The organism is Arthrobacter sp. MYb221 (genome assembly GCF_002979835.1).
Lineage (GTDB): Bacteria > Actinomycetota > Actinomycetes > Actinomycetales > Micrococcaceae > Glutamicibacter.
The window spans coordinates 1-12,017 of sequence record NZ_PCPW01000006.1; the positions used below are offsets into that span (position 1 = coordinate 1).

Annotated in this window: 13 protein-coding genes and 1 pseudogene; 9 read left to right on the forward strand and 5 right to left on the reverse strand. The window is 56.8% G+C overall.

Going from position 1 to position 12,017, the window contains the following annotated elements:
* Window positions 1–80: 80 nt before the first annotated feature.
* Entirely contained in the window at window positions 81–215 is a 135-nt protein-coding gene (locus CQ015_RS19585; protein ID WP_374955690.1) for a LysR family transcriptional regulator, read from the reverse strand.
* Window positions 216–601: 386 nt separating this feature from the next.
* On the opposite strand from CQ015_RS19585, the gene CQ015_RS19335 reads away from it, so the two are divergent.
* A complete protein-coding gene (locus CQ015_RS19335; RefSeq protein ID WP_374955685.1) occupies window positions 602–2,458 on the forward strand; it encodes a PrpF domain-containing protein in 1,857 nt (618 codons plus the stop codon).
* A 174-nt stretch (window positions 2,459–2,632) separates the two neighbouring features.
* Here the strand turns inward: CQ015_RS19335 and CQ015_RS08840 are convergent, their stop codons facing one another.
* Entirely contained in the window at window positions 2,633–2,839 is a 207-nt protein-coding gene (locus tag CQ015_RS08840) for a hypothetical protein (RefSeq protein ID WP_105649918.1), read from the reverse strand.
* A gap of 103 nt (window positions 2,840–2,942) precedes the next feature.
* Between CQ015_RS08840 and CQ015_RS19340 the strand changes: the two are divergent.
* The 5 genes and pseudogenes from CQ015_RS19340 to CQ015_RS19590 all read left to right on the forward strand — a co-directional run.
* Window positions 2,943–3,578: pseudogene (locus CQ015_RS19340) on the forward strand (tripartite tricarboxylate transporter permease); the annotation flags it as partial.
* Between the two features lie 34 nt (window positions 3,579–3,612).
* Window positions 3,613–4,071: a tripartite tricarboxylate transporter permease gene (locus CQ015_RS19345; protein WP_258138232.1), complete on the forward strand. Its 459-nt coding sequence runs from the start codon at window positions 3,613–3,615 to the stop codon at window positions 4,069–4,071.
* Between the two features lie 18 nt (window positions 4,072–4,089).
* Window positions 4,090–4,899, forward strand: a complete 810-nt coding sequence (locus CQ015_RS19350) for a hypothetical protein (protein ID WP_258138230.1) — start codon at window positions 4,090–4,092, stop codon at window positions 4,897–4,899.
* Window positions 4,900–5,030: 131 nt separating this feature from the next.
* Entirely contained in the window at window positions 5,031–5,291 is a 261-nt protein-coding gene (locus CQ015_RS18955; protein ID WP_105649919.1) for a hypothetical protein, read from the forward strand.
* 7 nt (window positions 5,292–5,298) lie between these two features.
* Window positions 5,299–5,400: a universal stress protein gene (locus tag CQ015_RS19590; RefSeq protein WP_374955686.1), complete on the forward strand. Its 102-nt coding sequence runs from the start codon at window positions 5,299–5,301 to the stop codon at window positions 5,398–5,400.
* Between the two features lie 580 nt (window positions 5,401–5,980).
* Here the strand turns inward: CQ015_RS19590 and CQ015_RS08860 are convergent.
* From CQ015_RS08860 to CQ015_RS08870, 3 genes are all read right to left on the reverse strand, one after another.
* Complete coding sequence (locus CQ015_RS08860) at window positions 5,981–7,189, reverse strand: acyl-CoA dehydrogenase family protein (protein ID WP_105649920.1); 1,209 nt, start codon at window positions 7,187–7,189, stop codon at window positions 5,981–5,983.
* A gap of 94 nt (window positions 7,190–7,283) precedes the next feature.
* On the reverse strand, window positions 7,284–8,633 hold the full coding sequence (locus CQ015_RS08865; RefSeq protein ID WP_219844299.1) for an MFS transporter: 1,350 nt from the start codon (window positions 8,631–8,633) through the stop codon (window positions 7,284–7,286).
* Window positions 8,634–9,038: 405 nt separating this feature from the next.
* Window positions 9,039–9,845: an oxepin-CoA hydrolase, alternative type gene (locus CQ015_RS08870; protein ID WP_219844300.1), complete on the reverse strand. Its 807-nt coding sequence runs from the start codon at window positions 9,843–9,845 to the stop codon at window positions 9,039–9,041.
* Between the two features lie 173 nt (window positions 9,846–10,018).
* Here CQ015_RS08870 and CQ015_RS08875 point away from each other — a divergent pair, with 173 nt between their 5' ends.
* The 3 genes from CQ015_RS08875 to CQ015_RS08885 are packed head-to-tail and all read left to right on the forward strand — an operon-like array spanning window position 10,019 to window position 11,955.
* Window positions 10,019–10,672 (forward strand): histidine phosphatase family protein, encoded by a 654-nt coding sequence (locus tag CQ015_RS08875; RefSeq protein WP_105650027.1) that lies wholly within the window; start codon window positions 10,019–10,021, stop codon window positions 10,670–10,672.
* Between the two features lie 51 nt (window positions 10,673–10,723).
* Complete coding sequence (fabG, locus tag CQ015_RS08880; protein WP_105649923.1) at window positions 10,724–11,482, forward strand: 3-oxoacyl-ACP reductase FabG; 759 nt, start codon at window positions 10,724–10,726, stop codon at window positions 11,480–11,482.
* Complete coding sequence (locus CQ015_RS08885) at window positions 11,479–11,955, forward strand: MaoC family dehydratase (protein ID WP_105649924.1); 477 nt, start codon at window positions 11,479–11,481, stop codon at window positions 11,953–11,955. The genes fabG and CQ015_RS08885 overlap by 4 nt, the downstream gene beginning before the upstream one ends.
* The last annotated feature ends 62 nt before the right edge of the window (window positions 11,956–12,017 follow it).

The window sequence follows — 12,017 nt, forward strand, 5'->3', positions numbered from 1 at the left end:
TCTTGTTAATTATATCTCAGGAATGACTGGATTAATAGTGCCGGAGGTGGATTCTTCCCCAGCATTCCGGGGAACTCTAACTATTCATGGGGAGCCGATGTCCAGAGCCCTGGGGATACTCCCGACGGCGTATAGAAAAGCTCATCCGCGGCCGACGTGACGGATCCGCCCTCAACGACTGCGAGCAATATTTGCAATCTTTTCACGTCAAGCATGTCGCCTCCTTGTAGCAGCACTTCAGCTTGCTTCAGAATCACAACATTTACTGGATTTACATCTAAACTTTCAAGCAATTCGGCATCCTCATCGCACCCATGAGGCAAATAAGACCCTCGGCAGCCCCTACATAGTCTGCTAATTCAGCAATGATTCAATTTAATGCATTTTTTGTAACTACCAATACATTCACTTTTACCGGATCATCAGTACATAACGGACGTGCGGCACATCACAAACGGTGCGTGGCGCGATGATCTAGATAGATTAGGTGAATCCAATTAAACGATTAGTTAAGGCTACGTGGATGCGTGGGGGTACCAGCAAGTGCTGGGTGTTTGAATGAAGCGAACTCGAAGTCCCTGGCTTTACCGTTGACGAGGTTTTGCTTCGCCTCTTCGGTTCTCCCGATCCGCGCCAGATTGATGGCATCGGCGGCGGAAGCTCAACGACGAGCAAAAGCCGTCATCCTCACCCCGAGCACCGAACCCGGCATCGATGTCGAGTACAACATCATGACAGCTCATTCGCACAGGTTGGCATCGATCAGGCAGTGGTGGATTGGGGCAGCAACTGCGGTAACTGCTCTGCGGTCATCGCACCCTATGCACTCGACCGCGGTTGGGTCAGCGCCTCCAACGGCGAAGTCTCCGTAAGAATCCGCGCTACCAACACCGGCCAAACCCTGCATGAGCGGCTTGCCGTTCCGCAGTCGCCGGCTCACCGAACCGCGGATACTTTCATTCCCGGCGTGCCTTTCCCCGGCGAACCGGTGGAAATCGGATTCGTGGATCCCGCAGGCGGCACCACAGGCAAACTGCTGCCCAGCGGAGAAGCCCGCACCGTACTTCAGGTGCCAACGGTTGCCGGCGACCAATTCGAGAATCTCGAAGCCACCTTGGTCGACGCTGGCGCACCGGTGGTCATCATCAGCGCGCAGGACGCCGCGCTTGGCGAAGTGGATTTTTCTCTCTGGACCACCGAGTCAACCACCGAACTAGCGCGCTTGGACCGGATCCGCCGCGCCGGGGCCGTGGCCATGGGCCTGGGCCTGGGCCTGGCCGAGGACATCGTCTCTGCGCAGCGGGCGATTCCCAAACTCGCCATCGTAGCTGCCCCGGATGCCGGCTCGGAATGCGATTTCAACGTCATGATGCTTTCAATGGGTACGCCGCACCCGGCGCTGGCCATCACCGGCAGCGTGGGACTCACTCTGGCCGCCAGAACCCCAGGTTCTATCATCGCTTCGCTGCTGCGCGGCGCGACAGAGGAAAGACTGCGCCTGCAGACACCTGCCGGCGTCATCGAAACCTGGTACCGGAGCATCGGAGGTTCCGAGGTCGTGGGAACCACGCGTACTGCGCGTCTTCTCGCCGAGGCAACCTTGAGCTTCGACCCGGTCACGGACCCAGCAGACGGCCCGGCGCAGATGCACCTGACCTCCGAACTGGTGGAAATCGATGAACCGCTGGTTCCGGACTTCGAGGAGACCCACCTGCCTGACCCCGCACCGCATAAGCGGCGCACGGTGCTCGCTTTGGTGGGGGTGTTCGCAGCCCTTGGCCTTGGCACGATGCTCATTGCCGGAGGACTGCTGAACCAACCAGCAACCACCACGGACGGCGACTATGCCGGAGAAACCCTGGAACTGGTCATCCCCCTGGCGGAAGGCGGTGGCACCGACACCTGGGCACGCTTCATCGGCCAAGAACTGATCCACCAGATCCCCGGCACTCCTGGCTTCGCCCCGACCAACGAATCAGGTGGCGAAGGAATCACCGGCAGCAACCGGTTTGCGACCTCCGCCGATGAGAACGGAACCGAGCTTCTGGTCAGCACCGCCACCACGGTAGTGCCCTGGGTTTTGGGCCGCGACGTGGTGCGCTACTCCTTCGACAAGCTGGAGCCAATTACGGTCAACGGCACCGGCGGAGTGATCTACGGACGCACCGAGACAGGAATCAACGACGTGCGCGACCTGGTCGATAGAGACAAGCCACTGGTCTTCGGCGGAATCGCCGCCACCGGGTTGGATCTGACCACTCTGGTTGCCTTTGACCTGCTGGAAGCCGATATGACCTCGACCTTTGGCTTCGAGGGCCGAGGTCCGGTCAACCTGGCCTTGCAGCGCGGCGATGTCGATATTGATTACACCACTACCTCCTCCTATGCATCGGCCGTTCGCCCCATCGCCGAGGACGGCTCGGCGAAAGGGGCTGATGTCCTTCGGCCAGCTCAATGAGCAGGGTGAAATCGTCCGCGATCCCAACTTCCCGAAGGTGCCAACCGTCGTTGAAGCCTACGAGGAAATCCATGGCGAGGCGCCAGCAGGTCCGAAGCTTGAGGCCTACCGGACCCTGCTCGGCTTGACCTACACCTACCAGAAGGGGCTTTGGGCCCCGGTTGAGGTGCCGGTTCAAGCACTTGACCTGCTGGACGAGTCGGCGCATAGCTCTCCGAAAACGAAGAGTTCAATGACCGCGCCGAGGACATCCTCGGCGGCTACCCCATCGTTGCCGATGACAAGTTTGCCGAGCGCGTCAAGGAAGCTTGCACCGTCAGTGATGAGACCAAGAGCTACGTCACCAGCCTGCTCAAGGACTCCTACGGAGTAAAAATACACTAAGGAGCGAACAATGTTAGATTCTGCAATGTCCGCATTGGTTTCGCTGACGGACCCGAGCTTGCTGCTGATGCTGCTCGTTGGGGTTCTTGCCGGCTTAGTCATGGAACTTACTCATGGCCTGGGCGGCACTGCCTCCGTGGCAATCTTGCTGCCAATTACCTTCGGCATGGACCCAGCCCCCGCGCTGGCGATGCTCATCGGTGCGCTCGCGGTAGTGCGCACCTCGGATACCGTTTCCGCGGTGCTGCTCGGAGCTCCGGGATCCGCCTCGGCATCGGTCACGATGCTCGATAGTTATTCCATGGCGAAAAAGGGGCAAACCAAACGGGCGTTGAGCCTGGCGTTCCTCTCCTCCATGGCAGGCGGCATCATTGGCGCCGTCGGCCTGACCCTGGCCATCCCGTCGGCTCGTCCGATGGTCCTCTCCTTCGCCAGCCCGGAGCTGTTCATGCTCACGGTGCTCGGCGTGGCGATGGCCGCCGTGCTTTCCCGCGGAAATGTCATCAAGGGCCTGACCGCAGGTGCTCTTGGACTCATGGTCGGCATGATTGGCACCTCGCCAACCACTGCCGAAGAACGCTTCACCTTTGGTTCACTCTTCCTGGGCGACGGGCTCTCGCTGGTCGCGGTGGCGCTGGGCGTCTTCGGGCTGGCAGAAATCGCTTCGCGGGCGAAGCAGCGCCGCGGAGACACCACGCAGGTCAAGGTCGAGGGCGGCTGGGGTTCGGGCATCCGCGAATGGCTGACTCACTGGAGCCAGGTACTGCGCGGTGGACTCATCGGCATCTGGGCCGGATCTTCCGCGCGTCGGCGCCACAGCGGGCACCTGGCTGGCCTATGGACAGGCGGTAGCCACCGCAAAAGACAAGACCCCGTTCGGCAAGGGCGACCCGCGCGGCATCGTTGGCCAGGAAAGCGCCAACAACTCGGTGGAAGTCGGCGACCTGATTCCAACCTTCTTGTTCGGAATCCCGGGTGGCGTTCCCTCGGCAATGCTGCTGGGCATGCTGCTGACCTACGGCATCCAGCTCGGTCCAAGCATCATCAACGAGCACTTTGATCTGATGTACCTGATCACATGGTCCTTCGCGATTGCTTCGGTACTCGGCGCGCTGTTGTGCTTCTTGACCGTACGCCCGCTGTCCTCGCTGACCAAGGTAGCGTTCGCCATCTTGGCCGCCGGTCTGGTAGTCATCATACTGATTGGCTCCTTCCAGGAGAGCGGCTAGATCGGCGACCTGTGGATCATGCTGCTGCTCGGTGTTGCTGGCTGGTTGTTGAAGTCAACAGGCTTTCCGCGGGCACCCTTCCTCAGCGGCTTTGTGCTTGCCATCCCGCTGGAGCGCTACTACTTCCTGACCGATAGCCACTACGAAGGCTTCGACTGGATGCTGCGTCCTGGCACCATGGTGTTCATTGCAATCCTTGTCCTTCCAATTCTCTGGAATGTCTTCAAGTGGTTCCGTGCTCGTCGCAAGCTCAGCGCGGATGACGACCAGCTGGTAGATGCTGCTCCAGATGCCGAAGCCCCATTGAAGAACTCGATCTGGTCGCTGGTGACCTCCGCTGTCCTACTGGTGATTTTCTTCGCTTCGCTGGTGCTCTCGGCAAGCTACTCCCCCGATGCGCGGCTCGTTCCGCAACTCATCGGCTGGCTCGGAGTCATCGTGGCCCTGGTCCTGGTGCTTCAAGAGCTGCGTTCACGCAAGCGCGTGCTCGCTTCAAGGCAGCAGGTTTCAGTGGATGCTTCGCTTTACGCCACGGCTCCAAGTGAAGCCGCCGTGCACTCCACGGGAGCAACAGCGCTTCTTTCATCGGGTTCCGCCGCGGTGAGCGAATCGGTTGTCACCACTGGCCGGCATTCGAGCGGTTCGATTCAGCCGCATCAATCGGCAAATTTGGCTGGGGCGCCCGGTGGACGCAGGATGCCTCGTTCGCCTTCCGCACATTCGCTTGGATGGGAGGATTCCTCCTGCTCGCCGGATTCATTGGATACCTCGCGGCAATTTCAATCTTCATCCCTGCGTTCTTGCTTGCGGTTGCCAGAGCGAAATTGAAGACAACGATTATCTACACCCTGGTGTTCTTCGTCCTCATGCTGGCCCTACCTTCCCTGCTGCCGATTGATCTTCCACAGGGGCTGTTGACTTCATGGCTGTAGCACCACGTTTTCGAAAAGGAGATACACATGGCAATCTTGGCTTGTTATAGCAACACGGACTCGGGCCGTGCGGCAATCCGGCGCGGTTTAGCCGAGGCCCATAAGTCCCACGACTCCCTGCTCGTGGCCAACCTCGAAAAGGAGCCAGTCACCGAGGAGCAACTGGGAATCGACGTGAACACGCTCATGGATTTCGGTGTGCCGGTGCGCATCCTGGCGCACCCTGCAGCGGTTCACGACGCGGCCGACGCCGTGCTTCAAGCCGAACAGGAAACGAAGTTTCGATGATCGTCTTGTGCTGCGTAAACGCTCACGAGTGGGCAAACTACTGATGGGAAGCATCGCTCAGCGCATCTTGATTGAGGCTGACTGTCCAGTGCTGGCGGTCAAAAGCTAAATGGCGCGGAACATCTAGTTCTGCATAATGGGGGCTTCGAGGGATGACAGATCAACTCTCGAAGCCCCCTATTATCAATTTCCGTTAATTCAACTGCGTCTCCGTTGAGTCATGTCAATGCCACCGGGAACCTTGATGCCTTGCGTCAGATGAAAACCTCCGGGAAATAGATCCTCATCGTGCTGCCTTCCTCGTCGCCGGATGGAGCACCGCATGCTGGTGAGGAGTCGCAGGCTTATCGTGGGCCTTGATGACCTTTGCTACTTTACGAGTCTTGTGCAGCAGCTTCTGCTGCGGGAGAAGATGGTTCGTGCAGATCCGGTCCAGCTCCCAAAATGATCCAGCTGATCCTGCTCTTCGACACTGTCGTACCGCTGATATCCCATCAGTTGACGCACCTTGGCCAATTCTTCTGCTCATTTCTTCTGACGCCACATTCGGCTGATTCATCGATATGCAAGTTAACTTCTCACGCAACCACAGCAACGAGTCGTAGCCCATATCGTGAATCCGAAAATCCGGGTTCCCGCCACGGGCCTGTCACTGACTCTGACACCGACCGGAGGCGTCTGAACAGTAATTACTTGCTGGACTGTTTCCGAGTGAAAGCCGAAATTCCGGTAATATCTCGTCCAACAATGAGTGCCTGCATCGAATCGGTGCCCTCATAGGTAGACACCACTTCCATATCAGTCAGATGCCGTGCCACATGATTTTCCAAGAGCAAACCGTTGCCTGCCATCATGTCACGGGCTTCACGGCACATCATCAGCGCCTTGCGTGAGGTGGTCATCTTGATCATTGAAGCCATTGCTGCGGTTAGATCGTCGCGTTCCTGCAGTTGCGCCATGCGAGTACACATCAACTGCATGCTCGTTAGCTCCGAGAGCATGGTGGAGAGTTTCTCCTGAACCAGCTGATAGCTGGCAATTGGCGCACCGAACTGCTCACGCTGCAGGGCATAACGTGTTGCCATTTCAAAGGCCGCCATGCCGTGCCCTACTGCTTCCCACGAAGCCCCGCCTCGGGTCGCTTTTAACACGCGGTTCACTCCAGCGAAGGATTCGCAGTGCTCCAGCTGGTTCTCGGCAGGTACGCGGAGATTTTCAATGAGAATATCGGCTTGCAAGATAGCTCGTTTGGCCATCTTTCCGGCTATGGGAGTGGGGCGGTAACCGTCAGGGTAGTGGCCGTTTTCTCTTCGTTCCACGATGAATGCCTTGACGTTTCCATCTGCTTCGTCGCGCGCGTAAAGCACTATCACGTCGGCTTCATGCCCGTTGCCGATCCAGCGTTTGTGGCCGTTGAGAACCCAAACAGCTCCCTCTCGACGGGCCGATGTTTCCAGTGAGACTGAATCTGAGCCGTGGTTTGGTTCGGTAAGTGCGAAAGCCCCAGTTTTTTCTAGGCGCGCCATCGCTGGCAGCCACCTTTGGCGTTGCTCTTCATTACCGAGCATGTAGATGGATCCCATGCACAGGTTGGAGTGCACCCCCAAGAATGTATTGACTGATCCATCAATACGTCCCATTTCACGAGCGACAATTCCCGCAGCGTGACGGGTGAATCCGGGGCAGCCATAGCCTTGAATGAAGGTGCCAACGATTCCAAGATCACGCAACCCAGGTATGAGTTCATGGGGGAATTCTGCTCGTTCCCAATACTCATTGATGACCGGTTCGATGCGCTGCAATCCGAAAGAACGCACACGATCTCTGAGTGCTAGATCATTATCACTGAGCTCTGCATCCAGTAAAAGGTAATCCGGGTAATCAAGAAAATCTGTCATGAATCGTCGTTTCTGTCGGGAAGAGTTCGCCTACGGTTGAGTGCGTCAGGCTAGGGAATATGCGCAATGCTCTGGGAGCGTTGAACGAAGGTATTTAACCGCGTAGTGCGTTTTCTGCCTCAAACTTTTTGGTGAGCAATAGCAACCGTTCGCGTTCTCTGGCGGGATCCAGCAGCAGACCGCCGATGACACCAAAGATGCAAATCAAGATGCCCACTACGAAGAAGCCGTTGGCATACCCCTCTGTTGGGGTGGCGGCAAGTTCAACAATAATTCCCAGCCCTAGGGGCGCGATCATTCCAGCCAGGCTATACACGGCAATGATGCAACCGAAGAAAGCTGTGCGTTGACGCGCTGGCAAGAAATCCGATGCTCCAGCAAACCCGACGGTAAATGCCACCGAGTTGATCGAGAAAGCGGCCACTACCATCACCAGCTGGAGCGGTCCGGGGGGAAGCTCGGCAAAGAGCATCATGCATACTCCGGAGAACAGCAAGAAGCCTGCGGTCAAATAGGACCTTGCCACCCGGGAAGAATAGCCTTTCTTCAACAGACGTCCAGAAATTACACCCGCCGAGATGAGGATGATAATCGCCACCGCATAAGGAATCGGGACAAGCAAGCCCACCGTTTCACTGCTGTATCCAAGTCCCTCGTGGAGGAACGAGGGAAGCCAGGTTACCTTCAACGAACTAATGAGATAACCGGAGAAAGACAAGGCGGCCAGCCCCCAGAAGCTGCGGGACATCAGCAGGCGACTGAATGGAACGTTGATATCGGCGTTGCTGTCATAAACGTCTTGTTTTGCGTGCGCCGTGGTTTTTGGCTTGAAGAACGGCAGTTTGTCGGCATGAGCCATCCAAACAATGAGCCAAAGAATGCTGATAGCCGACAAGAGGATGAATGAGGCGTGCCAGTCCCAAGTCAAAATAACCCAGGTAAGCGCCGGGGCGGCAAGCAAGGGGCCAACGGATGAACCGGAGTTAACGATAGCGCCGGCAAGAGCACGCTTCTCCGGCGGAAAACGTTCATGCAAGATCGACTGGACCAAGGCGTGCGCCGGGCTTTCGAAGAATCCCAAAAGGATACGGCTTGTCAGCAGAACACCAAAAGTCGTCGGTACCGTAATCGGAAGCATGCTCATGATCCAGGTGAGCATCAAGATACCCGCGGCCCAGTTGTAAGAAATTCGTTTAAGTATTGCCGTTAGTACCACCGCGCCAACGGCGAAGAGCCAAAAGAATGCGCTGGACAGCATGCCATACTGTGCCGCGTTCAAATTCATGCTCTCGCGAATCTGTTCGCTGGCAAGTCCCACGGCAGCTTTATCTGCGAAGTTCATGGTGAAGAAGATCAGCAGCAGCACTACCAGACCCCAGTTCTTGCTGTTTGTGGGCGTCTTGGCCACTTTCGTGTTACCGGTTAGCATCGCAGGTACTGACAAGGGATACACCTCTTCACTGTTCTCGGTTCATCGTCGCTTCGTAAGTTGCACGTCTTCTTAAAGGTCCTGACGGTAACGCGAAAATTCAGATCAATACCGAGAACAAAATGAGCCAGATCATGTAACGCACACCACATTAGCAACGAGGGCGCCCGCAGCGAATCGCCCCAGTCCCTCCAATCGCAGCTAAGAACATGCCCAAAGATGCGAGCCTTGACACGTTGGGTTTATTAGATTATACGTTCCCCGGCAAATCATGGGACCCAGCGATTTCGCTTGTTAACTAGCGGTAATCCATTGCTGATTCATGATTTGCGGAGACCTTGCACTTCCAACGATGTTCTTATTTCAAGAACTCACATCGATTGCGACAGTTGAAGTACCGATCACGGTGATACGTCGGCATTAGCGACGCAAACTTCTAAAGTCAGGCCGGCGGCGCTCCCTCACCGCTGCAACCCCCTCCGATGACTCGGTATCCACCAAGCTTGCGACCATCGCTTGGGCCTCGGCTTCCAGCTGCTGTTCAAAGCTGTTCGCGATAGCGCTACGACACAACTCCAGAATCCTCGCGGTCGCTCGCTGGGGACCGAGAGCCAGCTGTTCTCCCAGTGCCACAGCGGCCCGCTTAGCATCCCCCGGTTCGGTAAGTACGTTCACCACTCCCAGCCCATACAGGCGTTTTGCCTCGATGCGTTGCCCCAGCAGACATAGTTCGGTGAACAACTGACGTGGCAGGCACCGGGCGAGAGAAGCTGTCAGGCCACCATCTGGACTCAGCCCCGCCTTGATATAGGCGGCACTGAAAAAAGCGGTGTTGCTCGATACCAGTAGATCACCGGCGAGCGCTAAGGACATTCCCGCGCCGGCGGCGCCACCTTCAACCGCCATGATCACGGGTTTGGGGCATGACTTAATCTCGCGAATCAGCTCATGCAGCAATTCAAGCCGGGCCCTTCGAACCATCGCGGTGGCCTGGCCGATCAGCTCCAGCTGTTTCAAGTTACCGCCGGAAGAAAAGAACCCGCCAGCGCCGGTCAGCACAATGGCACCAATGCTGTTGTTGGCTCCGGCAGCCTTGATGCTTAGGGTAGCCTGGCGAAAAAATTCTGGTCCCACTGAATTGCGGGTGGCGATCGAGTTAATGCTCAAGACAAGCACGTCGCCTATGGTTTCGGTCAGTAACACGTCGTGTTCGGTTGGGTTATTCACCAGGGGCTCCTCAGCATGATGGCGTTTTCCTTGGCAAGAAGGAACTTTGCGCACCAATCTATCGCTCGGCTCCCGCGCAGTGATCCACCCAAGGCGTAGGGTATTCCCCCTAGTTCGTTCCACAGCCCCGCTAAGGGTACTCATTGGCCAGTTTTGACGATAGCGTCCTGAATGTGAGCGTCCTATATTTAGTCCGTCACGGACAAGCATCCTTCGGTTCCCAGAACTATGACCTGCTTTCTGAGCGCGGTCACCAGCAGTCACAAGCACTGGGCGATCAGCTGCGCGCTCTGAATATCAGCCCCTCGCGGGTTCTGACCGGGAATATGGTTCGCCAACAGCAAACCCTGCAGGAGATTATCGGTGCTGCCGGGTGGGATCTGCCGGTGACTACCGATACCGGGTGGGATGAATTCAGTGCTACCAACGTCATTGAGGCGTACCCCGAGCAGGATCCAAAAGCTAAGACCGACAGCCGGGCTTTCCAGCGGATCCTCGAAAAGTCTTCAACACGCTGGGCTTCGAGAGCACACGATGAAGACTATGCGGAAACGTTCACGGATTTCACCACACGTGTTGGGACCGCTTTATCCACTGCCCTGACGGGTTTAGGATCCGGGCAGAGCGCCGTCGTTGTCTCCAGCTCCGGGGCGATCGCGTGGACCGCGGCGCAACTTATCAACGGCGGCTTTGACCAGTGGCTCGCTTTGAACCGCGTCACAGTCAATTCGGGAGTCAGCAAGATCGTTTCAGGTTCGTCCGGAACCACCTTGGTCAGTTTCAACGATCACGGGCATCTACCGAGCACTTGGGTTACCTACCGCTAAAAACACTTTTTACACACTAATCCTGCCGGCAGGCAGAAAGAAGGTCTGATCATGACTGATGTAGAACGCACGGCAATTATTACCGGCGCAGGACGTGGCATCGGAGCTGAAGTGGCTCGCCGGCTGGCCGCCGATGGGATGAACGTCGCTATCATCGATCTGGATGAAAAGGGCATTAAAAGCATCACCGCAGAACTCAGCACTCAGGGACACAAGGTGTTGGGCATCAAAGCGGACGTGTCTGATGAAGAATCGGTTAATACGGCGGTGGAAGAGGTTGCAGCGCAATTGGGCGCCCCCACCGTGCTGGTAAATAACGCAGGAATTATCCGAGACAATCTGCTCTTTAAAATGCAGGTCAGCGATTGGGATCTCGTCATGAATGTCCACTTACGTGGCTCATTTTTGATGTCCCGGGCAACGCAGAAATATATGGTGGAAGCCAAATGGGGTCGAATCATCAACCTCTCCAGCACTTCGGCCCTGGGAAACCGCGGCCAGGCTAATTACTCGGCGGCCAAGGCCGGCTTACAGGGTTTCACCAAGACCTTGGCATTGGAGCTTGGCCCCTTCGGTGTCACCGCCAACGCGATTGCCCCCGGATTCATTGAAACAGAGATGACGGCGGCAACCGCCGAGCGTATGGGGATGAGCTTTGAAGACTTTACCGCGGCACGCGCGGCCGAGATTCCGGTACGCCGTTCGGGGAAGCCAACGGACATTTCCAACGCCGTCTCATTTTTCGCCAATGATGAGGCTGGTTTCGTCTCCGGCCAGGTGCTCTATGTGGCCGGTGGCCCGAAGGCATGAAAATCTTTGAAAGCATCGACGAGTTCGAGCAAGCTGTCGGACAAGAACTAGGTGTGACCGATTGGCGGACCATTACCCAGGACGACATTAACTCCTTCGCTGAGGTGACTAATGACCATCAATGGATCCATACCGATCCCGCGAGGGCCGCTGCTGGTCCCTACGGTGCTACCTTGGTGCATGGCTACTTGACGTTGTCCTTAGTTTCGGGGTTCAAATTCGAAGCCTATGAGGTCAATGGGGTGGCAATGGGTGTGAATTACGGCTCAAACAAGGTCCGCTACCCAGCACCGGTGCTGGTTAATTCGCGGGTGCGCGGCCGGGTGAAGCTGTTGTCCCTGGAACGTGCCGAGCACTGGGCGCAGTCGGTAGTTCAGATCACCGTCGAACAAGAATTAGGCGGCGAAATGAAAAAGCCAGGATGTGTGGCCGAGGTAGTTTCACGTCTTTACTACCCCAGCGATAACAAATAGATCCTTGAGCGATAATCCGTGGCCCGTGGCAGCTTTCCCTGCTTCCAACGGGCCACGGCTTC